Annotated in this window: 18 protein-coding genes and 1 riboswitch; of the genes, 4 read left to right on the top strand and 14 right to left on the bottom strand. The window is 50.3% G+C overall.

The window, feature by feature from the left end; all coding sequences use genetic code 11:
* From C508_RS0115475 to C508_RS0115415, 13 genes are all read right to left on the bottom strand, one after another.
* Window positions 1–1,167: a homocysteine biosynthesis protein gene (locus tag C508_RS0115475; RefSeq protein ID WP_018704481.1), complete on the bottom strand. Its 1,167-nt coding sequence runs from the start codon at window positions 1,165–1,167 to the stop codon at window positions 1–3.
* A gap of 76 nt (window positions 1,168–1,243) precedes the next feature.
* A riboswitch (SAM riboswitch) is annotated at window positions 1,244–1,352 on the bottom strand.
* Window positions 1,353–1,410: 58 nt separating this feature from the next.
* On the bottom strand, window positions 1,411–2,496 hold the full coding sequence (locus C508_RS0115470) for a cache domain-containing protein (protein WP_018704480.1): 1,086 nt from the start codon (window positions 2,494–2,496) through the stop codon (window positions 1,411–1,413).
* Window position 2,497: 1 nt separating this feature from the next.
* Complete coding sequence (locus tag C508_RS18915; RefSeq protein ID WP_018704479.1) at window positions 2,498–3,877, bottom strand: PAS domain-containing sensor histidine kinase; 1,380 nt, start codon at window positions 3,875–3,877, stop codon at window positions 2,498–2,500.
* Window positions 3,878–3,953: 76 nt separating this feature from the next.
* Window positions 3,954–4,622 (bottom strand): MgtC/SapB family protein, encoded by a 669-nt coding sequence (locus C508_RS0115460; protein ID WP_018704478.1) that lies wholly within the window; start codon window positions 4,620–4,622, stop codon window positions 3,954–3,956.
* Window positions 4,619–5,281 (bottom strand): phosphate signaling complex protein PhoU, encoded by a 663-nt coding sequence (phoU, locus tag C508_RS0115455; RefSeq protein WP_018704477.1) that lies wholly within the window; start codon window positions 5,279–5,281, stop codon window positions 4,619–4,621. Before phoU ends, C508_RS0115460 begins: the two co-directional genes overlap by 4 nt.
* Before the next feature lie 257 nt (window positions 5,282–5,538).
* On the bottom strand, window positions 5,539–7,182 hold the full coding sequence (locus tag C508_RS0115450) for an alkaline phosphatase (protein WP_018704476.1): 1,644 nt from the start codon (window positions 7,180–7,182) through the stop codon (window positions 5,539–5,541).
* A 153-nt stretch (window positions 7,183–7,335) separates the two neighbouring features.
* Window positions 7,336–8,175: an HAD-IIA family hydrolase gene (locus C508_RS0115445; RefSeq protein WP_018704475.1), complete on the bottom strand. Its 840-nt coding sequence runs from the start codon at window positions 8,173–8,175 to the stop codon at window positions 7,336–7,338.
* A gap of 239 nt (window positions 8,176–8,414) precedes the next feature.
* The gene (locus C508_RS0115440) at window positions 8,415–10,355 is read right to left on the bottom strand and encodes a SpoIIE family protein phosphatase (RefSeq protein ID WP_018704474.1); all 1,941 of its coding nucleotides are present in this window, start codon (window positions 10,353–10,355) and stop codon (window positions 8,415–8,417) included.
* Between the two features lie 49 nt (window positions 10,356–10,404).
* Window positions 10,405–10,710, bottom strand: a complete 306-nt coding sequence (locus C508_RS0115435; protein WP_018704473.1) for an STAS domain-containing protein — start codon at window positions 10,708–10,710, stop codon at window positions 10,405–10,407.
* Window positions 10,711–10,737: 27 nt separating this feature from the next.
* The gene (locus C508_RS18910) at window positions 10,738–12,429 is read right to left on the bottom strand and encodes a methyl-accepting chemotaxis protein (protein ID WP_018704472.1); all 1,692 of its coding nucleotides are present in this window, start codon (window positions 12,427–12,429) and stop codon (window positions 10,738–10,740) included.
* Between the two features lie 211 nt (window positions 12,430–12,640).
* Window positions 12,641–13,594 carry an HD domain-containing phosphohydrolase gene (locus tag C508_RS19655; protein ID WP_156817653.1) on the bottom strand — a complete coding sequence of 318 codons (954 nt, stop codon included), beginning with the start codon at window positions 13,592–13,594 and terminating at the stop codon, window positions 12,641–12,643.
* Between the two features lie 456 nt (window positions 13,595–14,050).
* Window positions 14,051–14,818: a DeoR/GlpR family DNA-binding transcription regulator gene (locus C508_RS0115420; protein ID WP_018704470.1), complete on the bottom strand. Its 768-nt coding sequence runs from the start codon at window positions 14,816–14,818 to the stop codon at window positions 14,051–14,053.
* 3 nt (window positions 14,819–14,821) lie between these two features.
* Window positions 14,822–16,423, bottom strand: a complete 1,602-nt coding sequence (locus tag C508_RS0115415) for a peptide chain release factor 3 (RefSeq protein WP_018704469.1) — start codon at window positions 16,421–16,423, stop codon at window positions 14,822–14,824.
* 303 nt (window positions 16,424–16,726) lie between these two features.
* Between C508_RS0115415 and C508_RS19650 the strand changes: the two genes are divergently transcribed.
* Window positions 16,727–18,826, top strand: coding sequence for a diguanylate cyclase (locus tag C508_RS19650; RefSeq protein ID WP_156817652.1), 2,100 nt, complete (start codon window positions 16,727–16,729; stop codon window positions 18,824–18,826).
* A 589-nt stretch (window positions 18,827–19,415) separates the two neighbouring features.
* Here the strand turns inward: C508_RS19650 and C508_RS0115405 are convergent.
* Window positions 19,416–20,501: a sensor domain-containing diguanylate cyclase gene (locus C508_RS0115405; RefSeq protein ID WP_018704467.1), complete on the bottom strand. Its 1,086-nt coding sequence runs from the start codon at window positions 20,499–20,501 to the stop codon at window positions 19,416–19,418.
* Between the two features lie 221 nt (window positions 20,502–20,722).
* Here C508_RS0115405 and C508_RS0115400 point away from each other — a divergent pair, with 221 nt between their 5' ends.
* From C508_RS0115400 to C508_RS18895, 3 genes are all read left to right on the top strand, one after another.
* Complete coding sequence (locus C508_RS0115400) at window positions 20,723–21,436, top strand: LamG domain-containing protein (RefSeq protein ID WP_018704466.1); 714 nt, start codon at window positions 20,723–20,725, stop codon at window positions 21,434–21,436.
* Between the two features lie 10 nt (window positions 21,437–21,446).
* Window positions 21,447–23,348, top strand: a complete 1,902-nt coding sequence (locus C508_RS0115395) for a polysaccharide deacetylase family protein (protein ID WP_018704465.1) — start codon at window positions 21,447–21,449, stop codon at window positions 23,346–23,348.
* A 360-nt stretch (window positions 23,349–23,708) separates the two neighbouring features.
* Window positions 23,709–23,853: transposase (locus C508_RS18895; protein WP_018704417.1), on the top strand; the 145-nt coding region annotated here is incomplete at its 3' end.

Below are 23,853 nucleotides of genomic sequence, written 5' to 3'. Positions count from 1 at the left end.
TTATTCACCCTCCTTGCGGATTTCCAGGCTGTTCAGTTTCGCTGTTTCTGGCAATGGCGCTACCGGACGGCTGACTTCAAAACGTCCGGCGGCAATCCAGTCCTTGAGTTGGCCGGCAATCTGCCGCGCCTTGGGAAGGCTGGACATGGGCGCGGTGCGGAGGGTGCGCCCCTTGAAGGAGATGCTGCCGCTGCGCAGTTGTGCGTATGTGAAGGTTCCCAAAGCGGGGCGGTTGCGCGAGGGCACGCTGTAATCGAAGAGAGAGGTTTCAATATCAGCGTTGGTCACCGAGACGGCCCTGGCCACATCCTCGTCCAGCACCGGAATAGGAATGCCTACGCCTACGGAGAGGCTGATGCCGTATTTTTCAAAAACCGCAGCGCGGATGAATTCCGGGCTCATGGCTTTGAGGTCCCCCACAAGAGACAAGGTGGCTGCGCCTCCGGTGGGGATGCCACAGGTATTACGAGGGCGTGAGGGGTTGTGTTGGGTGCCGTTCCAGGCGATATAGCCTTCGGCGCCGCCCAAGAAGATACGCGTGCCCAGGCCGATGGTGCGCAGATAAGGATCGTTGAGGAGCGGGCTGAGCTCGCCGGCGGTGGAATAGGTAACATTGCCGCAGCGGGGCAGCAGCATGCCCATATAGGTGTAGAGAATGCGTTCAGATGTATTGGTGGCAGCGCCGTAATTTTGGTAGGCGTTGCGGGGGTTAAAGAGGAAGCACTCGTTTAAATCGTCTTTTGTGACCCAGGTGTCAATGCTGCGGCGCGGATAGCAATCCGTGCCGGGGGCGGTAGCCCGCAGATGGATTTTCTTGCCGGCGATGAGATCTTCGATCACATGGGCGCCGCTGTAGTGTTCATCATTATCGGCTACCTCCGTAGCGCCGATATAAGCATCCACCGCGGCGATGCCGGCGTAGGCGGGCACATCGTTGAGCCAGACGCGCTTCATTTTAATGGGAGGCTCGCTGTGGCCGAAGTTTAAGAAGGCGCCGGAGGAGCACATGGGACCGAAAGTGCCTGTGGTGACGACATCGACCTTGCGGGCTACGGCGGTTACGCCTTGCTCTTGAGCCATTTGGCTGACTTCTTCCGCAGTGAGTACGACCGCTTGACCTTTGCGGATGCGCTCGTTGATTTCTTCATAACTTTTTTGCGTGGACATAGTAGGCCTCCTCTTTTTGTTATGCAAAAGCGCCTCTTTTCGGAAGAAAAGAGGCGCGTAATGGCGATAATTCTCTCCCTCATCTGTCGGAACGCATGCATTCCGCTGGATTTAGCACCGGACGCCTCGGGAGGCCGGTTGCCGCGGTTTCAAAGGGCCAGTCCCTCCACCGCTCTTGATAAGAGTTACTCTATACAGTTTTTTGTAACTAGAACTAATAATACGGTGCGAATGTACTGTTTGTCAAGGCTTTTCGGGACGATTTTCCGCCTGTACCGGCTTGGAGGAAGGGAGATCTTGCGCCCAATCGGATAGCTGGGCTGGGTTTTCACCGGCATCTAGGCGTTCTTGCAGCCGCTGTACAGCGCCGGAAACCTGGCGGGCTTGCAGAGTGAGGGATTCCAAGGGGCGAATGAATTGATTCGCCAAACGGTGAATGCAAAAGAGAGTTAAAACTTGCGCGAAACACGTCAAAAAGAGGTAGCGTAGCAAGAGCTCGCGCAATGGTTCGTCAAGATAGCTGCGCGGTAAGGTGATGACCAATGTCCAGCCTGTGCTGGGGAGCTTGCCAAAGTAAGCTAAGCGTGATTCATTCTGAAATGTGTATTCAAGAAAGCCTTCGCTTTGCTGTAGCAGGTCGCTGCGCATTTCAGGCGGCAGGGCTTGGAGGGTTTCTGACTGGTTAATGTCCAGCGACTGCAGACTTGGATCCGGGTGAGCCAGAATGATGCCGTTCTGATCCAACAAAAAGGCATATCCGCCATCAAAAGGCTGAATATGGCGGATACGATCTAAAAAGCGAGACAGAGGCACATCTTGGCTGAGAACGCCGGCCAGCGCTTGATTATCAAGGCGCACTTGTTTGGCGATGGATATGGCGTATTGGTTGGTAACCAGATCCAGATAGGGGTCGCTGAAGACTAAGCCGGATGAAAAAAGCGCTTGGCGATACCATGGGCGCTGTCGAGGGTCGTAGCCTGTCGGCGGCTGCCAGCGGGAGCCGTCGATCATCACGCCTTCTTCCGTGCCTAAATAGATATCGGTAATATCGGAGTCAAGACTCAGTTGTCGCGCCAATAATGGTTGCAGACTTTCCGGCGAGCGAGGGAGCAGCGGCAAGAAACTGGCGGTTTGTTCTAAGGCGACTGCTTTGCGCTGCAGCCAGAAATCAAGGCGGGCCACTTCTGCTTGGGTAACAGCGTTGCTTTCTTTTTGCAGGTGCAACAGCAATTGTTGCCGGGCAAACTGGTATTCTACCAAACTGGCCAACAGTAGGCTGACGGTAAGAAGCAGGGAAAACATAAGTGTTAGCTTGATGCGAATGCCCATCCTAGCTCCCTCCTTGCAGCGGCGTTAATGGCTCTGTTGCTTCTTTGACGGGGAAAGAAAAAAGAAAGCGTGCGCCTTGCCCAGGTTGGCTTTGGCAGGTAACGCTGCCGCGAAAGCTTTTGGTTGTTAAAGAATATAAGATATATAGGCCTAAGCCGGTGCCGCCTTGACCGCGTTTAGTGGTGAAGAAAGGATCGAAAATTTTAGCAAGCACCTCCGGCGGCATACCAACGCCGTTATCGCTGTAAATGAGTTCTAGCGCGGTCTCGGAGGGACGGACTTCTATGGACAGTTCTCCTGCTTGCTTAGTAGGAAAAGCATGTTGCAAGGAATTGCGAATTAAGTTGGTGATGATCTGGGAAAAGGCGGTAGGGGGACCGAAGAGCTGCACCTGATCCGGGCAGGAAATAGACAGGTGATGGGGCGTGTAGTTCAATTCGTTTTCCAGGCTGTGGGCGATAGCATAGAGGTACTGCTTGACATCAAACCATTGAGAGGCGCTGCTGTTCTCTACATCAACCGTACGAAAACGGCGTACTAAATCAGCGCTGCGTTCCAGATTGTCCTCTAAAAGATGCAGACTTTGTGCTAATAAATCCAGGTGGCTTTGTAGCTGTTGGCGGCTGACGGCGGGGGCGTTTAAAACCTCCTGCGTTTCCTGCAGTACCTGCTGGGCATGGGAGGAAGCGGTAATGCTGATGCCTAATGGGGTGTTGAGCTCGTGGGCGATGCCGCTGACTAAAACGCCAAGGGCGGCCTGCTTTTCCGCCTGCAGTACATGCTCCTGCGCGCTGCGCAACTGTTCTAGCGTCTGCGTTAATTGCTGATTGCTTTGCGCCAGCGCCTGTGTGCGCTCCTGGACTTTGCTTTCTAATTTTTCGTTGGCCTCGCGCAGCTGCCGCTCGGCGTTCTTGCGGTACTGGATATTGGACAGCGAGCCTACCATGCGCAAAGGGCGGTAGCCTTCTTCTGCACGCAAACTGTCTCCTTTGAGCAGGCGCCAAGAAGGACCCTCGTCGGTGATAACGCGAAATTCAGCCCGCAACAAAGGATACTTTCCTTTGAGATGGCGGCGAATTAATAAAGAAAGCTGTTTGCGGTCCTCGGGCATGACCTGCTGCAGGCAATGCCGCAAAGGAAGCAGTTTTTCCGTCGGCTCCAAACTCATCAAATGTTGCGCTCGGCATGACAGAAAAACAAGACCTGTGGAGATATCCCAGTCCCACAAGCCATCGCTGCTGCCTTCCAGCGCCAACTGCCAGCGCTCTTCGCTAAGTTTTAAATTTTGGTTGACCTGCTGCAGACGGCTGATGACGCTGGTAATTCCGGACAACATGACTTGGTGGGCTTCCGCCAATTGGCCGATTTCGTCCTTGGACATGCTGCCTCACGCCTTTCTCTGCTAGAGATACGAATGCGAACGAGGTTTTGGATAGGAGTCGCGATGAGTCTTCTCTCTACTCAGCTAGCTGTGCTTCGGTAATTCCTTCGAGCTGGCTCAAGTCTTTAAGGGCGGTCTTGGTGACGGAGGGGTCCGGCGATTTAATAGCGACAAAAAAAGTGGTGTGTCCTTTGTCGCCTTTTTCCAGGCGCATATCCGTGACGGTCAGTCCGGCACTGCTTAGACAGGACGCTACTTTGCCGATTTGCCCCGGCTTATCCAGCGAATGAATGACCAGCACGGCTTCGCTTGGTCCTGTGGCGCGATGCGATTCAACGCGGTACAGCCAAGTCAAGGTCACCACAGATAGGACGGTAGTGACGATGGCACCCAAGTAGTAGCCGCTGCCTACAGCCAGGCCGACGCAGGCTACTACCCAGAGACTGGCGGCAGTGGTCAGCCCTTTAATCGTAGCGCCTTCTTTCATGATGGTACCGGCGCCGAGAAAGCCGATGCCGCTGACTACCTGCGCGGCCAAGCGGGCGGGGTCGGCATTGGTTTTGCCTTCAACGCCGCCGTAAAGATTCATTGATAAAATCATAATTAAGCAAGAGCCGAGGGCGACAAGAATGTGTGTGCGCAGACCGGCTGCTTTATGGAAGTAGCTGCGCTCGTAGCCGATGACACCGGCCAGAATTAAAGAGAGGACTAAGCGCAGCGTGGCGGTTACGTCATCAATGATCATGAGCCGGTTGCCTCCTTTTGAAAGCGTTGACCGCAGGCGGCGTAGTGGAGCCATTCGGCAATATTCGTGGTGCGGTCGGCTACGCGTTCGATGAAGCGGACGACGATTTGCAGATCAATGGCTGCTTCCAGCGTCCAGGGATGGACCATGGCGGCCATAATGATTTCTTTGTAGATGTCGCGGCACAGTTGGTCGACAATATTGTCTTTTTCGTGCAAAGCGGAAACTAAAAGAAGTTCGGCATCCGCTTGGCCGTAGGCTTGCATGATGTCTTGGAGCATGGAAAGGGCATGCTCCATCATGGAGCGAATCAAGGCGAGCACATTTTCGAAAGGAGCCATGTCGTAGCAGCAAAAACGACGACGTACCATTTTAGCGATGTTGTTGGCATAGTCGCCCAAGCGTTCCAGTTCTGCGACGATTTTGACGCTGGCGACGGCGCGGGAGACTTCGGTCGGTGAAGGATGCTCATTCAGCCAAGCGATACAGGCTTCATCGAGACGAACCGAGGTGCGATCAATTTCTTTTTCCTTCTCCCGAACTTCTTGGGCGAGAGTCGTATCAAGGGTAAGCAACGCAGTCAAGGCGTCGCGCAATGCAGTATGTACCATATTGTGAAGTTGGCAAACGTCTGCCGTTAGACGAAGTTGGTCGGTCATGGCGCGAGCCTCCTTTTAAATTTCTTTATTCTTTAGTTCGACACAGGCGGCAGGCATCCTGCCTGAAAAGACAAAAGACGTCTGCGTCTTGGAAGACAGCAGCGTCTTTTTGAGTGGGAGAAGATAGAGGATCGAACAAGAGTCGCGATGAGAATAGGAGGGTACGCAGGAGTAGCACGATTTTGAATACATACCGTAATCCTCATACAGTACCCTCTCGTGACTCCCGCGACTCTTGTTCGCAGTCCCGTTCTTTTTTAAAAACCTTGCTTTTCCAGGAGCTCCGCAGCCTGTCGGCTGACATAGGTGCGGCCGGTGTTGGGCGCATGAATGGTAATGCCGTCAAGGCGGTAGGTTTTGCCGCCGTAAAGCAGCAAGTCGGTACTGCAGGGCAGTCGCGCTTCCTTGGCGCCGCGGCGGATTACCAAGACAGGATCGGCAGTAGCGTCCGTTTCTAGAGAAATCGCAGCGCCTAAGGGGGCAAAGAGTGAAGTGGCTTCTACATAGAGGCGTTGATCGACTTCGTCCAGGTTGAAGCCCATGCTTTCGGCGCATAACGTGGCTAGGCGGGTATTGTCAATAAGGCCGCTGGGTTTGTTGGGACCATAAGCGTAAAGCATAACATCCTCGCCGGTATGACCGGTTGTAGTCCAGGCCAAGATGGAACGCTCGCTGAGAATATGTCCCAATACGGTGTTGAAACGAATGCCAGGGGCCTGTTGCAGGCGGGCAATTTCTTCGTCATTTAAATCATCTACGCCGTAGTAGCGTTGAATGTATTCGCGTAAGGAAGCAGTGGAACGGTCGCCGTTAAGCAGGGTTGCAACTCCTTCAGCGGTCAGCGTGGCGCGGCGCAGCGGGGCGACAAGGTTTTCATAAGGCATGTGATCATAGCCCTTGTCGCTTTTCTTGCTGCCAATGGCTAGGCCGCCGTTGCTGTGGTCAGCAAAGCAGAGCACCAGCGTTTGACCGTCCTTTTTGGCAAAGTCCAGCGCTGTGCGGATGGCGTTGGCGTAGGCGACGGAGTCGCTGATGACGCCGATGGGATCATTCGCATGGGAGGCCCAGTCTACCTTGCTGGCTTCTACAAAAAGGAAAAAGCCTTTCGGATTTTGGGAAAGGGTTTCAATGGCTTTGGCGGTCATTTCCGCTAAGGAAGGCTGCTCCGGATGCAAGGTTTTGCGGTCCATGTCGTAGTCTAAATCATTTGGCGCAAAAAGACCCCAAAGGCGAGGGCTTTTGGCGGCCTGCATTTCCTTTTCGGTGGCGGCAATGGCGTAGCCTCGCTGTTTCAGCACGTCAAATAAATTAACGCCGTCTTTGCGGCTGCCGCCGGCGGTTTGGGGCAGCAGATACTGGCTGCCGCCGGAAAGGACAACATCAATATCCAAATAGACTTGTTGTTTGCCGATTTCTTCGTAATTGCTGCGGTCGGGCCAATGTGCCGAAAAGGCGGCCGGACTGGCGTGCTGGATGTTGGAAGTGGCTACAAGGCCGACGGCTTTACCTTGGAGCTTGGCGCCTTCTAAAACCGTGGCCACCGGTTTATACTGCTTAGCTAGCGGTGTTGCCTCTACGCCGGGAATCGTGCTTTTGGGCGGCAAGACGCTGATGAATTTGTCATCGGTTTTATGGCCGGTGGCAAAGGCGCTGGCGGCCGGTGCGGAATCAGTAATAATTGAATCAGCCCCGAAGGTGCGCACGGCTCCGACTACGTACGGGTCTTGCGGCAGAAGCTGACCGCCCAGGTACCAGCGAGTGAGTGTGGTATGGGTTGTGCCGGTGCCGTCGGTCATCAAGACAATCACATTTTTGACCGGTGCGGCCCAGACCAAAGCGGGCAGCCATAAGAACAAAGCAAGAACGAGAGAAGCGGTCTTGCAGGAAAAACGATGATTCATTTTAGTTTTGACTCCTTTCACGGTAAACTGCGGTGTCCAGTAATTTCTATTTCGCTGCGGAATGAGAGGTTCCTGCTGAAAAAGCAAAAGACGCCCGTCTTAAAGACCGCGGCGTCTGCTTGTAATCTCGGTACGATTCTTGTTCCGTATTTCTTATACTAGCACAGGCGTTTTACCCAACGCGGCATCGGCCGTACGCAAGGCGTTGGCTAGGTCGCCGACATTTTCAAAGACGAAAGTCGGTTTAGCGCTGCTGGCGGCTATGTCGCTGCGGGTGGATTCGCCGCTGAGGACGAGAACACCGCAGATGCCGCTGTTGGTAGCCAGCTGAATATCCGTATAGAGACGGTCGCCGACCATGGCGGTTTCTTCTCTGGTGCAATGCAAGGCGGACATGAGGACATTAATGATTTCTTGGTGGGGTTTACCGATAATGAGCTGTGGCGTTACGCCGGTAGATGCCTCAATGAGCTTGAGCATCGCGCCGGTGTCAGGAAGATAACCGGAACGCTCATTGGTAGGACAGTTGATGTCCGGATGCGTGGCGATAAAAGGGACCCCTTCTCGCAGCAGGTGGCAGGCTTCGGTGAGCTTGGCGTAGGTTAGCGTTTGGTCAAAGCCGAGGACGACGCAGGCAGGCTTGTCGCAGGTCAGCGTCAGACCATGCTGGCGAAATTCATCCTCCAGGTCCGGCGTTCCCAAAAGGTAGACTCGATTCATATTTTTAGCCTGTAAGTAGAGAGCGGTCGCCTCACCAGAGGTCATGACCTCTTTGTCAGTTGCGTTGATGCCTAGCTTTTGCAGCTTTTCCACATAGCTGTGCTTGTGTTTTGAAGAATTGTTGGTCAAAAATAGATGCTTGCGCCCGCTGTCCTTCAGGTACTGCAAGAAGTCCAAGGCTCCTGGCAGCAGCTTTTGTCCCAGATAAATAGTGCCGTCCATGTCCAAGGCGAAATACTTCAGATTGTGCAAGCGTTCCATGTCGTTCATCATAGCCACATATCTCCATTCTCTGTGGTTTTTTAGGAAAAGCGGCGCGCGTTCCGCTTTTCGATAAATAGGTAAAAATAAACAACTTCAAGAAGCTCTTTATTTTATTTTACGACAGAACTTTCTGAAGTCAACACGAATATACTATAAAACGACAAAAATCAGAAATAAACCGACACAAAAGTAGGCAAAAAATAAAAGCCCGCTTAAGCGGGCCGAAAGATTCATAGAAAAGCGTAACCTTAAAGAACTCCTTTGGTATTTTCTGGGTCCCTATTGCTTTGTGTTTCGGCTTCCTTGTTTTCAAGCGCCGGCGTCGAGAATTTGCGCAGAAGCAGCACTTCATTTCCTTTGGCGTTGTAAGCCAAGCGATCACAGGCCGAATGCATCAAGAAAATACCGCGGCCATGGTCGTGGAGACCCAACTCGTCGTACCAAGCTTCCGGGCTGGTGTTTTGCAGTTTGCTTAAGAGGCTGCGAGCGTCAAAACCAGGCCCGTCGTCTTTGACGCGTATACTCAGGCGATTGCCGCAGCGGCGCATACGCAAAGAAACGCGTTGACCCGCTAAAAAGCCGTTGTTCAAGGCTTCGTTGGCGGCTACTTCAAGGAAAGCGGCTTCTCCTTCCGGCGCGCAGCTTGTTACATACTCATGAATCGCTGTTTGCGCCCGAGAGAGATCTTGCTGCGTCTGGATGCAAGGCAGGCGCAATTGACCGGGTAATTGATTAATCTCCAGAACCACCGCAGAGAAATCGTCGCTGCGTTCCGGCTTTTGCGACAGTGTTTCAAGCCAGCGCGTATAGCCGGATAAGCCAGGTTGCGCTTGTAAGCCATGAAGCTCCATTAAATCGGAAACGCCGTCGCTCATGATGCAGTAGACCTCGCCTGCTTTTAAAGGACGAGTGACGGTCTGCATGTCAATGTCGTCAAAGATGCCTAGAAAACGGCTGCTGACGGGAATTAAAGAGCAGCGGCTTTCATTGGCGGCAAGATAGAAATTAATTCCGCCGGAAATAAAGGTAAGCAGCGATTTTTGCAGATCAAATTCGAAGTAGGCGATGCCAGCGAAGGCGTCTTCATGAAGATATTGCTTAATGCGTTGGTTAATGAGCTCAAAATGGTCCTCGGTGATGCTTTCACCAGTAAGCAGACGCGTGTCTAGCAGCATTTTCAAAGAAGCCGTCTGCAGAGCCGTAGCTACGCCATGGCCGCTGACGTCGACCATGTAGCCGCGCAGCGTTTTTTCCGGGGCGAACCATTTGTAGTTAAAAAGATCACCGCTTACCGTATGATAAGGCAAAAAGAGCGTATTCACACGCAGTTCCGGCAAGGACAAGGCATCCGGCAAAGTGTCCTGCTGCACTTGAGCGGCTAGGTGCAGTTCTTTCAAGGTCTGCTGCTCGCGGCAGCGCAGCTCCTGTTCATAGCGCTTGCGTTCGGTGATGTCCCGGGAGATGGCGATCAAGCCGGTAACATAGCCTTCTTTGTCGTGGTAGGGCGTTTTCAAGGTTTCCACGTCAATGACGCTGCCGTTGACTAAGGTATATTGCTCCTCTACTTTGACAGGCTGGTTCAGCAGCAGCGCCTCATAGTCTTTCTTAAGGCAGTTTTCCGCCAGTTGGGTATCTTTCAGGATGTCCCAGCTAGTTTTGCCAATAACGTCTTGTTCCTGTTCAACACCGTACAATAATTCGCGGCAAGATTTATTACAGCCCAGAACCTGACACTGCAGGTCTTTGAAGACAAGAATATCCGGGATACTGTCCATCATGGTTCGTAAAAATTGCTGTTGATTTTCCAGCTTTAGCTCCAATTGCTTGCGTCGGGAGATTTTACGGGAAAAACCGATGGTGCCGCAAAGGCTGCCGTTTCGATGGAAGATAGGAATGATTTGGGTGTCAAACCAATTGCTGCCGGCGCGATTTTCCCGATATATATGATCCCGGCTTTGGGGCATGCGTGATTGCAGGACCGCCGTATCCAGCGATTCATAGACAGTGCTTAAAAAAGCGGGCATAATGTCGTGAACGGTTTTGCCTAAAATTTCAGCAGGGCTTTTGTGGCAGAAGCGGGTAAAGGCGGTATTGACTTCTAAAAAGCGCCCTTCTCTATCTTTCATCCAAGCTAGGGTTGGCATGTGCTGAAAGATGACCTGCAACGGGCTAAGCTCTCCGTGGTTCATGAACAAGGACTCCTTTTGTGTGAGAAAGTGTGAAGCCAGTATCAGCTGCTTAGCTTTCCAGATGCAGCACCTTATCCAGACGAGTGCGCTGCAACAGTTCTTTGACCATGCCCTGGACGCCTATTAAGGTAAGAGAGCCGTTTTTTTCCTGGGTCATTTTGTGCAACGTGACCAGCACGCCCAGACCGGAGCTGTCGATGTAGGTCACGCCAGCTAGGTTCATTGTCAGGTGATGGTGACCGGTCTCGATTTTTTCGATCATGGCGTCGCGAATAATGCCGGCGTCATGTACGTATAGCTTGCCGGTTAAAGAGAGAATGGCTTGATTTCCGTTGGTTGTTAAGGTATGTTCCATGGCGGGAATCTTCCTTTCACTATTAAATTAAATCTGGAAAACGATAATGTTGTTTTGAAGACTTTGGGACATAGCGCTGGTTTCCTCCGAAGTGGAGGCGATGGTTTCGACAGTAGCTGTAACTTCCTGGATGGCGGCGGCAACGGACTGCGTTTCTCGTTCCGTGCTTTCGATGTCATTAGCGACGTTTTCAATAAGTTGAATGATTTTATCGGACGAAGCGATTTCCGCGTTGGTAATTTTGGCAATGCCGTCGACGTCTTCCACTGTCTCGATGACGGCGGCCATGATGTGCTCCAAAGACTGTTCCGCTGCGGTCACGGCGGTAACGCCGGTTTCCACTTCCTGCAGGCTTTGTTTCATGGCGAAAACGGCATTTTGCGTATTGTCGGTGATTTTAGTAATGAGGTGAGAAATATTATCCGCTTCCGTATTGGATTGTTCCGCCAGTTTGCGAACCTCTTCGGCGACAACAGCAAAACCGCGACCGGATTCGCCGGCTCGCGCCGCTTCGATAGCGGCATTCAGAGCTAACAGATTCGTTTGCTTGGCGATGCTAGTAATGGTTTCATTGATGCTGCCGATTTGCTGGGAATAATCGTTGAGCAGCGTAATGACCCGTTCGGCTTCGATGGTTTTGGCATGAATCGTGTTCATGCTTTGCATGGCGTTGTTGATGGTATCCTTGCCGTCTTTGGCGGTGGCCATGGTAATTTCCGATTTGTCGCTGGCCGAATGCGCTTTGTCTTTGGCAATTTGAATGAGCGAGGATAATTCTACAAGCACCTGCGAGGTTTCCATACTCGTTTTGGCGGCGTCGCTCATCGAGGAAGCTACCTGCTGAATATCGTTGGCAATGCTGTTGGCAGCGCCGGAAACCTGCTCTGACGAAGCCGCCAGTTCTTCGGAGGCGGCGGAAAGCTCGACGGCGCTGGTGGAAACATCTTTGACGATGCGCATCTGGCCTTCGATCATGGTGTTGAAGGATTGGCTAAGCTGGCCGATTTCATCAGCCGCCTGGTTAGACGAGCGGATGGTCAGATTGCCTTTGCTGGCTTCCGCCATCAAGCGTTGCAGTTCCTTGACGGGAGCTGCCAGTTGGCGGCTGTACCAAATGCCGAGAGCCAAAGAAAATAGAAGAATGACAGCAGTGACTAAAAGAGCATTGTTGGAACGGGCTTGGACGTCGCTCTTCATAGCGGCTGTTTGGGTCAGAAGTTCTTTCTTTTGGACTTCCGACAAGTCTACAAAGCCTTTGTCGATGGCAGCCACCAGATTTCGACCTTGCGTTGTTAATTGCGTCATATTCGCTGCGTTGCTGCGTTTGGCGGCAATGACTTGGTTGCCTAGTTTGAGATAATCGCCAATCAGCTTTTGCACTTCCGCCCCTTTACTGTGCAGGGCGGGATTTTGCACCTTCGAGGTGTAGTCGGTCATGATTTGGTAGCTTGTCTGGATGTTGGCGCGATAGCCTTTTTCATAGGTATCCATGCCGTCAGCATAGGTCAAAAAGCCCCGCATGTCTAAAAGCGCCCTGGTAAATTGGGTGTGGGCGTCTTTTGCCAACACCATGTCCATCGCGTCGGTTTCAATGACTTGCTGTGCTTCGGCGCCCACGGCGCGGAGATGATAATAGGTGTAGCTTACAACGCCAGTCATCAATGCCACAATCAAAACAATGATGCCGACAATTTGGGCTACGAGAGGAAAACGATTCATTATGTAGTGCCTCCCTTTTTCTCTTTAGGAACCACTGCTTTATGCGCAACTCCCATCAAAGAGGCTCTTTTTCCGTCATACATCGTCAGAAAGCCTCGGCATAGCGCCGCTATGCCTGCGTTTTCTTTCTTGTCTGGCGAAAAAAGTTCTCTCTTTGCTTGGCGTGCTCATTAAACCAGAGGTTCCCATGGTTTTCCGAGGAACGTTAATTTCAAGGGCTTTCTGCGTTAAGCTGCAGTAAGGCGTCAACTACCTGCGGATCGAATTGGCTGCCGCTGCCGTTATTGATGATCTCTAGCGCTTTTTCGCGGGGAAGAGCCGGACGGTAAATGCGGTCCGCCGTCAAAGCTTCAAAGACGTCGGCGACGCTGAGAATACGCGATAACCAAGGGATTTCCTCGCCTTGCAGGCCCTCCGGATAGCCTTGCCCGTTAAACCATTCGTGGTGGCAGAGAATGCAGTTGGCGATTTTTTGAAAACGGTTAATTTTGCAAAGCACGTCGTGACCGAGTTGCGAGTGCGTTTCGATTTGTTGTCGTTCTTCGGCGCTAAGAGGCCCTTTTTTCAGAAGGATGGTTTCCGGGATGCCGACTTTGCCGATATCATGAAGCAGCGCTATGGTGGATAAATCGTCCAATTGCGCTGTGTCCAGCCCAAGAGAGCGCCCCAGTTCGAGCGCAACGGCGCGGGTATTTTCCGAATGGCGTCCGGTGTAGATGTCGCGTTTTTCAATTAGCTCTGCAAAGGCGAACATGGTTTGTACAAAATCAACTTCATAATCCCATTGGAGCGTCATTAACGGCGTAGTATCCAGGTCAATTTCTAAAACATATTCAATGTTTCCTTGGGCGTCATAGACGGGAATGGCCGTTTGTTCAAGGCGAACCAGGCGATGGTCTGAGGTTACAGAGCACTTTTGATTCGTAGAGGGCTGGCCGTTTTGGAATGCCTGTTCCACAGGACAGTGCGGACAGCGCTGGCTTAACTTGAGCCATTCATAGCAACGCGGCGTCGGCGTTGTTTCCGGTACAGGACCGTGTAAGCGGCAGGCTGCAGGATTGTGATACAGCAAGCGAAAGTCTCGGTCAATTTTGATAATAGGGCAGGGAAAGCCGTCTAAGATGCTGTCAGGCAGCATTGGCTGCGATATAGGGTGAGGGAGCATGTGGAAGCCTCCTTTATGTGAAATCGAAAGAGAATCGTTTTGAAATTATAATAACATACAATTGGAGTGGCTCAGGATTTGTAAAAAGAAATTAATAAACAAGAGAAAATCAACAAGTTATGTAGTCTACGAGACGATAAAAAAGAAGAAGCCAATGACTAGAAAGATCATTAGCTTGTGCATCTAAAATGTGAGGATATAATAACATAACTTTTAAATTGAAAATAATGATATAGAAATACCTGAGAAAAGTCAAGAGAACAAGAGAAATCTTTTGTATACAAGAGAAAAGTTTGTTTCGGAGAGAAAAAGAGAAGCGTCTGTACGAGATGAAAAGACGCGGCTCGGGGAGATGCACAGTGGCTGTCTGTGAGGAATGCGGCATAAAAAGAGAAGGCAATTGACAGCATGTGATTGCTGTCAATTGCCTTCTGCAGTATCAAGTTTTAGAAAATATTATAGAATCGTGATGCCGTTAAGCTGGCAGTAAGTGCGGTAGCTTTCAGGCAGCTTATCGTCAGCAATGATGGCGTCGAAAAAGGACAAGTCTGCAATATGCTGCAGCGAGACACCGTCAAATTTGCTGGAGTCGCAGACCAAGTAGCGCTTGGCGGCGATATCCAAAATCAGTCGGTTCGTTGTGACTTCTTCCGGTACGGGATGCGTGACGCCGCGTTTGAGGTGGACCGCCGCCGCGCCGAAGAACACCTTGTCCACATTGAACTGGCGCAAAAACCGTTCGGTTTCACTGCCGCACATCTCCGTAGATTCCGGACGGACTTTGCCGCCAGGCAGAAATAACGTGGCCTGCGGCAGGGAACTAGCCTTAACGGCAACGCCCAAAGAGAGGGTCAGTACGTTGAGGCGTTGCACCGCCGAAGGCAGGTAATCTAGGACGTATTCCACCGTACTGCCTGCGTTCAGGGCGATGGTATCGCCGTTTTCGATGAGCGCCGCCGCCTTGCGGGCGATGACTTGCTTTTCTTCGTACTGCTGCCGCCTTTTGGCTGCAAGGGTCAGCTCGGCAATGGGGTAGGTGCTGGAGGGCGTGTCGATAAAAGCGCCTCCGTAGGTGAGGGTGACGCCGTGCTTTTCCGCTAGATATTTAAGATCCCGGCGAATGGTGACGTCGTTGACGGCAAAGCGTTCCGCCAGGACGGAAACCTTGACAGAGCCGTGCTGCAGGAGCAGGTTGAGGATTTCTTTGCGTCGATTGATGTTCATGGCCTACAGCTCTGGCGGCGAAAGCAAAAAGCCGATTTTCGGATTGTTGTCTTCAGACCAGCGCAGAGCCCAGTCGCTTTGGAACAGCGCCACTTTGCGGTCTTTGGCATCGCGCACGATCATAGCGCGGTCAATGCCTTTGAAGGTGGTCACATCTTGGCTGCCGGCATCGAGCCAGCGGGCGTGCTCGTAAGGCAGCGGCTGCATTAAAATAGTACAGCCGTATTCGTTTTTAAGGCGGTATTCCAGCACTTCAAACTGCAGCTGGCCGACAGCGCCGACGACATAGCTTTCCGCTAGGGCGTCGTCTTGTTGGAACAGCTGTACAGCGCCCTCTTGGGTGAGCTGGGTAATGCCTTTTAAAAATTGCTTGCGTTTCATCGTGTCCTTGGGTTGGACGCGGCAAAAGCGCTCCGGCGGGAAAATCGGAAAGTCCGCAAAGGCGAAGTCGCTGCTGCGGTTGACCGAAAGGGTATCGCCAATGCCAAAAACTCCCGGGTCAAAGAGGCCTACAATGTCGCCAGGCCATGCTTCTTCAATAATGGTGCGGTCCTGCGCCAAAAATTGCTGCGGCTGCGAGAGCTTGACCGGTTTGCCGCTGCGGGAGTGGTTCACCGTCATGCCTCGGCCGAAATGACCCGAAACAATGCGGATAAAGGCCAGACGATCCCGGTGGGCGGGATTCATGTTGGCCTGGATTTTGAAAACGAAAGCGGAAAACTCTTCTTCCGTAGGCTGTACGACGCCGTCGGAAGAACGACGCGGAGCAGGCTCGGGAGCTAGGCGCAGGAATTCTTCTAGAAACGGCTGCACGCCGAAATTGCTCATGGCGCTGCCGAAAAAGATAGGAGTCAGCTCGCCTTTTTGGACGCGTTCCATGTCGAAGGCTTCGCCGGCGGTGTCTAAAAGCTCAATTTCCTCGCAAAGCGTGCGATGCGTTTCTTCGCCAATGACTTCGGTAAAAGCCGGGTCGTCAACACTGCCTTTGCTGGACGGCAGCGCCCATTGACCATGAGTGCCGTCTTCCTGGAACAGTTCAATCTGACGCTCGCGCCGGTTGTAGACGCCTTTGTAGTCGCCTTCAATGCCGATGGGCCAGTTCATGGGATAGCTTTGGATACCCAGCACCTTTTCGATTTCTTCCATTAAATCCATCGGATGCTTGCCATGGCGGTCCAGCTTGTTGACGAAGGTAAAGATGGGAATGCCCCTCTGACGGCAGACCTTGAAGAGCTTGATTGTTTGGGGCTCTACGCCCTTAGCTACGTCGATGAGCATGACGGCGCTGTCTACGGCCATCAGCGTACGGTAGGTATCTTCGCTGAAATCTTGGTGACCAGGGGTGTCGAGGATATTAATGCGGAAACCGTCATAGTCGAACTGCATAACGCTGGAGGTAACGGAAATTCCGCGCTGCTTTTCGATCTCCATCCAGTCCGATACGGCGTGGCGCTGCGCCTTGCGGGATTTGACCGAACCGGCCAAGTGAATAGCGCCTCCGTATAAGAGGAGTTTTTCCGTTAAGGTTGTTTTACCGGCATCCGGGTGAGAGATGATGGCGAACGTGCGTCGCCGTTTGCTCTCCGCGGCCAATGCTTGTGTCATAGTTAATGTACCTCCATGTATATAAATCAGCAACTACTTGCTATTTGTCGGTCCCTCCATTTTAGCATGAAAACCAATTCATACCAAGAGGGGTGCGAGGGAAGACGGGATTGAACAAGAGAACCGGAGTCATGAGAGGGTACGAATGAGGGTTACGGGGTATGAGTTTTGACAAGAGTAGAGGGAGGGTACGCAAAGAGTATTTTCGTAATATTCTTTACGAAAAAGGAGTTCAGTTAACAATGAGAGAAATAGAAACTTATAAAATTCGTTAAGAAGGTGGTTGCTATTATTGGAGGTTCTTTGCAAAGAAGACTGCTAATCTGTATTTTATTAGTGAACGTGATCTTGATTTCTACTTCCGCCTTTATGCTTGTGGATGTCATAGAGAAGAAGGAAAAAGCAAAAGAAATTGAGACTATTAACGAGTGCAGTATGTTTCTGTTTTCTACGCTAGAAGCGCTTGCTTTTGAACGTGGACGAACTAATGTTGTGCTAACGTCAAAAACGCCGCTTAGCGAAGCAAATCGTATTTTCATTACCGAGCGAAGAAGGCAGGTTGATACTTCTTTGAGTGATGGAATTAATCGACTTGCTTCTCTTAACCCCGAAGAAGCGGAAAACTTAAAAAAAAAGCATAATCAATTGAAGCAATTACGATCGAATGCAGATGTGCAAGCTTCGCTAAATTTAGCGGATCGAGACATTTCGTTTCGGACTACCTGGTTTAATGAGTCGACTTTGATCATTTTTCACATAAAACAAGTCATTGAAGAACTGGAAAAACCAACAAGTGAAATCGGTTTTTTTGACTTTTATCACCATTTTCAGCTTGATTGTGTTGAGTTTCGTCTTTTTAGCGGTTCTAGTGCGAGCACACTAACTTCCGTGGTCAATCAAGGCAAGAAGTTATCTCCAAGCGAATATGAGAACTTTATTGAATATCGTTCAAAAGCCGATTACATTTGGAGTGGTATTGAAAAAAGTGTCTTTGACATCAATCGTGCGGAACTGACCGAAAAGAAAGACAGAGTGTACAATGATTATTATAAAACCTATAGACCTTTTCAAAATGAAGTATTGCAAAAAACAATGAATGGGAGCGCAACAAGCTCTGATGCAGCCCGTTTGGCTGATTTATCGGTAAAAGCCTTTGATTCTATTTTTGAATTAATCCGCGAAGTGAACCGCGAAACGGCTCGATCGGTTGACGCTTTAGAAAGTAGAGCGGAAGAACAACTAGAGCGGGCGACGCTGCAATTTTTCCTGGCAGTGGGATTTGCTCTTTTTACATTGGTATATTTTCGAGTGCGTTTATTTGCCCCCTTAGAACGAATTATCGGGGCGTTAAAAAGCATTGTAGATGGCAGACCGGTTATTCCGTTAGAAGAAGAATTGAAGCGGAAAGATGAAATCGGCTTGTTGACGCAAGGTGTGAAAATGCTGTATACAAGCCTAAAAGAAACGCAGGAGCTAAAAGCGCAGAATGAAAAACTAGCGACGCAAGACTGCTTAACTGGGCTATATAACCGACAAATGCTTGAACAAGAAGTGGTAAAATTGATTGCTCATGCGGAACGTTATGAGGAATCCTTAGCCATGATTTTATTTGATCTTGATCACTTTAAGAAAGTAAATGACACATGGGGGCACCCAATTGGAGACGAGGTTTTAATTCAAACAGCGCAAACGGTTAAGAAGGTTATTCGAAGCGCGGATCATTTTTTCCGCATTGGAGGAGAAGAATTCCTTGTTTTAATGCCTCACACTAATATTATTGAAGCCGAAAGTGCCGCGGAAAAAATCCGAGTGGCTATGGACACCGCCAGGCATCCGATAGCCGGTCACGTTACCGCAAGTCTGGGAGTTAGCGAAAAAAAGGCAGAAGAAGATTTTTTATCTTGGTATAAACGAACCGATGAAATGCTGTATCGAGCTAAAAAATTAGGAAGAAATAGAGTTGTCTGCTATATCCCTAAGCTAGCTCCTGTTGCGTCAATGAACGTGGAATGGAGAGATGAATGGAATAGCGGTGAAGCGACAATCGATAGCCAACATAAAGCTCTTGTGAATTTGGCCAGCGAGTACTTTTATTATGCTTTGCAGCCGGAGCCGGATCGGAAAATGATAATTTCGCTAATGGTTAATTTAGTCGGAGAAATTGTAAAGCATTTTGAAAGCGAAGAACAAATATTGGAGGAAATCGGATATCCAGATGTAAAAGAACATGAAAGAATCCATAAAACCTTACTTGCGAAAGCAGCTAAACTACAAGAAGACTATGTAGCTGAAAAAATTAGTTCCTTTGCGTTTTGTTCTTTTTTCATTGATGATATCATTACGAATCATATGATCCACGATGACCAAGAGTTTTTCTATTATACGCAAAAGAGAGCGGAATGAGCGAATCATTATAAGTAAGCAACGGTTTAAAAAAAGGAGTTGTGCTTCCTGGCGCAACTCCTTTGCATATAAAAAAAGTTAGACAAACAGCCTTGCGCTGCTTGTCTAACTCTTCATGGGTCGAGTTCGCGAATTGTTGGCGGACAATTCCGAATCGACGATGGTTAAATTGTATCGCAGGGGCGTGCAATCTGTCAACGAAAAGAATACAAAAGACAAAAAACAACAGAAAACAACGACTGATTTTATAACAATGTATCAAAAAATAATAAAATACTAGAATTAGAGAATTAAAGTGTAACCTCAACACAAGAGATACGATTCGCACAGAGTAACAGAGGAAAGGCCAGAGGAAACAGAGAGAACATAATAGGTGCTTCTGGCACCGTCGTACTCCTGTTCAATATTCTATTTCCAGAGGTCTCATGCGAGCCCTTTATAGATGTCGGTTGCCATGCCATCCATGGCGCAACCGACCCTAGGCGCATCCAGCGCCGTCGCCGATTCTCTTGTTCAATCCTGTTCCGTAGCCCTCACTTTACTCCCTCTACTCCTGTTCAAAAGCCGTATTCCGTGCTCCGGTTCAATCCTAGTCTCGTGGGCGGCAGAGTAACACCTGTTTTTGTTGGAGTATGGCTTCATCGGCTGTGCGTAAAAGCAGGCTTGGATTGGTTGTGCCGTTAGAGAAGGCCTGTCCTATAAGAACCGATAAGGCCGGTTCCGGATGCAACTGGTTGTACAGCTCGATTTGAGCCAATACCGCGCTGCGGTAGGCTTCTAAGGCGGTGGCGTCGCTTTCCGGCAGAATGGCGGCTAATTCGTCGTCGCCGATGCGGCCCAGAATAAAGTGTTTGCCGCCGACTTGCTTGAGGACGTGCGCCAGCGCCAGCAAGAGATCATTGCCGGCTTGATAGCCGAAGGCATTGTTGATGCTGCGCAGACCGTGGATGTCAAAGACAATAAGGCTTGTGGGCAAGCCAGGGGCGGTAAGACGCAGCAATTCTTTCTCAAAACGGCTGCGGTTTAAGAGGCCTGTAACAGAATCATGGTCCGTCATGAACTGAATGTGCTCCAACGCTTGCTTGCGGCTGGTAATATCAATGACTACCATCATGGCCACTCTTTTTTCCTCTACCAATCGGTCGATGGGAGAGGTTCGCACTTCAAAGCAACGGGTGCCGCCAAAGGGAAACTGCGGCGTATATTCCGTCACCTGCGGTTCGCCGCTTTCAATGGTGCGTCGAATGACTTCTAACACTTCCTGCACTTCCCGAGGAGGATAAAAATCGCCAAGGTTTCGCCCGATAGCCTGCTCCGCCGTGAAAATAAACAGCTTGTCTTCCGGGCCGATGATGTCCATATAGGTGCCGTCTTCGGCAATAATGAAGCACGGATCCGGGAGTTTACTGGCGTACAGCCGCAGCAGCTGTTCCTGTTCTTCCTTGGCTTCCGCCAAAAGCAACGCCTGTTTTTTGCTGCGAATTAGGTAAATGGCGTAACTAAGCAGCAGCGCACTGAATACAGTGGCTGCTATGTAATAGAGGGAACGACGCTCGGAGAAGGCTTCTTTGACCACTTGACTTTCTTGGTATGTAAAGAAGATGACGCCGGCCCAAATGCCGGACAGAACGAAGACGGTAAAGAGGGTAATGGACTGCTGTTCTTTCTGTAACAAGTCGCAAGTCTCCTTTGCCTAGATCTATCCATATCTATCATAGCAAAAATAGAAGCCTCATAAAAGACTTTGGTGAAAATTTGCGGAATTCGAAGTCTTTGGATAGTCGCTGTTTTGTTAAATTGGCTTTCTATAGCAGGAACCTCTTGTTTGGGCGCGAACTGTATCAACACAATAATCCTTTTTTTGCTCACCGACTTGTGTCTGCAAAGGAGAAGGCTATGAGAAAAAAGCTCGTCTTTGTCTACTTGGCCTTGGTGTTAGTTTGGCCAGCCAGCGTTTGGGCTGCAGCGGCATTGTCCTTTGCTGGCTATCAATGGCAGGTGAAGGACGGCTATGATTATCCGGGAAAAAATCATTGGTCTTTTCGCCAGGCGTGGGTGGATGAAACTGGCGCTTTGCATTTGCGATTGGAAAAGAGAGGCCTTTGGTATTGCGCTGAAGTGATCACTCGGGAGTATTTTTCCTATGGACGCTTTTCGTTTCAAGTCATTGGTGAACTGGATCGGCTGGACCCGCAGGTAGTGCTGGGCTTATTTTTGTACCATCCTTCCAGTTTAGAGGAGGCGGATGTGGAAGTGGCGCGCTGGGGAAGGGCGAAAAACTCTAATGGCTTGTTCGGTATATATCGGCAAGATTTGCACGAGGCGCAGCCTTTTCGATTTTCGCTTCCAGAGGGAAGCTACAGCACCTATTGGATCGATTGGATGCCGGAGCAAGTGCGATTTGTCGGGCAATACGGGCATCGCAGCGACGAGGAAGCTGTCTTTGCCCGCTGGCAGTATCCCCAGAAGCCGGTTTTAGGAGAAACACTTTTTGAACGGCGCTATCTGCAGGTGCGTATGAATTTGTGGCTCTATGGAGGAAGGCAGCCGCATAACGGCGAGAATGTAGAAGTGATAATTCATGGTTTTCAGTATCGGCCATGGCCGTAAGGAGGCTAGGATGAAACGATTTGCTAAAGTTATGGCGTCTTGTTTGTTTTTCTGGATTATTGCTTTGAGCACGGCGGATGCATATGGCCAGGTCGGACCGAGCAATTCTAAAGAGCCGCGACAAATTGACAATTCCGGTTCGTTTCATGTGGACGCTGCTGATTTATATATAGCTCCTGGCGTAACTGGTCCGACCAGCGCTAGTACAGTAGCGCCTGTGGAAGAAAAATGGGCACGCTATGAGCAGGGAGATAGCAGTCGTCTTGCGGTGTTGGTTACCGATGAGAAGTCGGATTGGCTGGGGCTGGCGCATGGTTTAAAGAGCGCCGGCATTCCTTTTCGGATGACGAAGGATTACATGGAAGCGTTGCGCCACAAGGCGATTTTGGCGTATCCCATGATTTCCGGCGGTACGGTTTCGCCGGAAGCGGCGGCAGCGTTATCCAAGCATGTGCAAAGCGGCGGTACCTTGGTAGCGGTGCAGCCGTTGGCTAATTCCATGAAAAGTCTGTTTGGTTTTACCGAAGCCATTCCTTCACGGCAGCAGAAAAGCCTAGCTTTTCAAAAAGGCGTTTTATCATGGGTATTGGATGATGTCCGAGAGACTTCGCTGACCATAAATGGCAGTACGCCGGAAGCTGCCTTGGGGACGTATAGCTTTCTTTTTCCTACAGGAAAGATTGTAGCGGCGTATGAAGACGGCAAAGCAGCCATTATTCGTAAGAATTATGGCGGAGGGGCGGCTTATGCAGTTGGGCTGGACTTGGGGCATTGGCTTTTGACAGGCTATAACAGTCGAGCTGAGAGTAGTGCGCGCAGCTATGTAAACGAATATGAGCCGTCTTTGGATATCTTGCTGCAGTGGCTGAAGGAAGTATATAGGAATGCGGAAAAAAATGCCGTCTTTTTTGGTTCTGTTCCATCTGGTAGGGGGCTTGCCGTCTTGCTTACGCATGACGTGGATTTTACAAAATCAGTAGTCAATGCTGTAGCATATGCGGAATATGAAAAATCTATGGGGATTCGGGGGACGTACTTTATCCAAACCAAATACATCCGCGACTACTATGATGCAATATTTTTTAATGAAGCGTATCTGCCGTATTTGCGCAAGTTAATTGAATTAGGCATGGAATTGGGAAGCCATACAGTCAGCCATTCTTATGTTTTTGCGGCGCTGCCTTTAGGAAGCGGAACGGAAACATATCCTGCGTACCAGCCATTCATTAGCGGCAGGTACGCCATTCATAATGCCACGGTGCTGGGCGAACTACGGGTCAGTAAATTTTTGTTAGAACAAGGAACAGGCGTAGCCGTGACGTCTTTCCGGGCGGGACACCTGCAAAATCCGCTGACTTTGCCCCAGGCTCTGGCGGCAACCGGTTATCGTTACAGTTCGAATGTGACTGCTAATACGGCATTAACGCATCGGCCTTTTCAACTAAACTATTCTCGGGGCAGCCAAGGTGAGACATCGATATACGAATTTCCGATTACGATTGAAGACGAACTGGATTCGCCAATGGACAAGCGTCTAGATAAAGCGCTGGCGCTGAGTGCGAAGGTCGCCCGCTACGGTGGCTTGTTGAATATCCTAATTCATCCTAACGTGTTAGAGGAGAAAATGACTTTTGAGCAAGGGCTTGTAAACGCTCTTAAAGACAAGGCCTGGTTTGGCTCGCTGGGAGAATATGGACGTTGGTGGGAGGCGCGGGATGAGGCGGAGGCGGATGTGTTCGTTCAGGGACAGCTTCGTCAGGTGCGGCTGCGTTTGCCGCAAGCGGTGGAAGAGCTGCCGCTGGAGGTTCCTGCGGACTGGACGTTGCAAAGCGGACCGGGGCGTATCCAAGGCGGCCAGGTGCTGATAAGCGCTCCGGCGGGCGAAGCTGTGCTGACCTTTACTGCGCCTTAGCTAGAGAACGGGAGAACGTCACATAGAGTAACAGAGAAAATCCAGAGAGAATATTAGTAAAGAAGATTGCCGTGTCGCTGCGTTCCTCACAAAGAATGGCGTTAGGCTGACTTACGGGGGAATCGAAGCAAGCTCTTGCGTTATATCGACTATAAAACAAACAGCCGACAAGTAAGCCGAGAGCGTTATTGCCTGCTGTTTGTTTTTATTATGCGCTTCAGCGTGTTGACGAAGGAACGTCGGAAACAAAAAACCACCCGTTAAACGGGTGGAGATAAAAAGTTAAACAAAAAGAAATTCACCAACTGCTATACTGATGAGTGTTCAAGCCATCAGAAAGAAGAAAGCAGGTGAATTTCTATGGACAAAAGCTTAGCACACACAAAATGGATGTGCAAGTATCACGTAGTATTTACGCCCAAGTATAGGAGAAAAATCATCTATAACCAACTAAAAGTAGATATCAGAGATATCTTAAAAGCGTTGTGCAAATATAAGGGTGTAG

Source organism: Anaeromusa acidaminophila DSM 3853 (assembly GCF_000374545.1).
Lineage (GTDB): Bacteria > Bacillota > Negativicutes > Anaeromusales > Anaeromusaceae > Anaeromusa > Anaeromusa acidaminophila.
The sequence above is the reverse complement of the archived record's forward strand: the minus strand, read 5'-3'. Positions and strand labels throughout refer to the sequence as shown.

Bases quoted from the DNA above. Each gene is read 5' to 3' on its own strand.
- C508_RS19655 (WP_156817653.1), bottom strand. From the start codon at position 13,594: ATGCTCCCTCACCCTATATCGCAGCCAATGCTGCCTGACAGCATCTTA.
- C508_RS0115400 (WP_018704466.1), top strand. From the start codon at position 20,723: ATGAGAAAAAAGCTCGTCTTTGTCTACTTGGCCTTGGTGTTAGTTTGG.
- C508_RS0115445 (WP_018704475.1), bottom strand. From the start codon at position 8,175: ATGATGAACGACATGGAACGCTTGCACAATCTGAAGTATTTCGCCTTG.
- C508_RS0115470 (WP_018704480.1), bottom strand. From the start codon at position 2,496: ATGGGCATTCGCATCAAGCTAACACTTATGTTTTCCCTGCTTCTTACC.
- C508_RS0115395 (WP_018704465.1), top strand. From the start codon at position 21,447: ATGAAACGATTTGCTAAAGTTATGGCGTCTTGTTTGTTTTTCTGGATT.
- C508_RS0115475 (WP_018704481.1), bottom strand. From the start codon at position 1,167: ATGTCCACGCAAAAAAGTTATGAAGAAATCAACGAGCGCATCCGCAAA.
- C508_RS0115460 (WP_018704478.1), bottom strand. From the start codon at position 4,622: ATGATCATTGATGACGTAACCGCCACGCTGCGCTTAGTCCTCTCTTTA.
- C508_RS0115440 (WP_018704474.1), bottom strand. From the start codon at position 10,355: ATGAACCACGGAGAGCTTAGCCCGTTGCAGGTCATCTTTCAGCACATG.
- C508_RS0115420 (WP_018704470.1), bottom strand. From the start codon at position 14,818: ATGAACATCAATCGACGCAAAGAAATCCTCAACCTGCTCCTGCAGCAC.
- C508_RS0115415 (WP_018704469.1), bottom strand. From the start codon at position 16,423: ATGACACAAGCATTGGCCGCGGAGAGCAAACGGCGACGCACGTTCGCC.
- C508_RS0115435 (WP_018704473.1), bottom strand. From the start codon at position 10,710: ATGGAACATACCTTAACAACCAACGGAAATCAAGCCATTCTCTCTTTA.
- phoU (WP_018704477.1), bottom strand. From the start codon at position 5,281: ATGACCGACCAACTTCGTCTAACGGCAGACGTTTGCCAACTTCACAAT.
- C508_RS0115450 (WP_018704476.1), bottom strand. From the start codon at position 7,182: ATGAATCATCGTTTTTCCTGCAAGACCGCTTCTCTCGTTCTTGCTTTG.
- C508_RS18915 (WP_018704479.1), bottom strand. From the start codon at position 3,877: ATGTCCAAGGACGAAATCGGCCAATTGGCGGAAGCCCACCAAGTCATG.
- C508_RS18910 (WP_018704472.1), bottom strand. From the start codon at position 12,429: ATGAATCGTTTTCCTCTCGTAGCCCAAATTGTCGGCATCATTGTTTTG.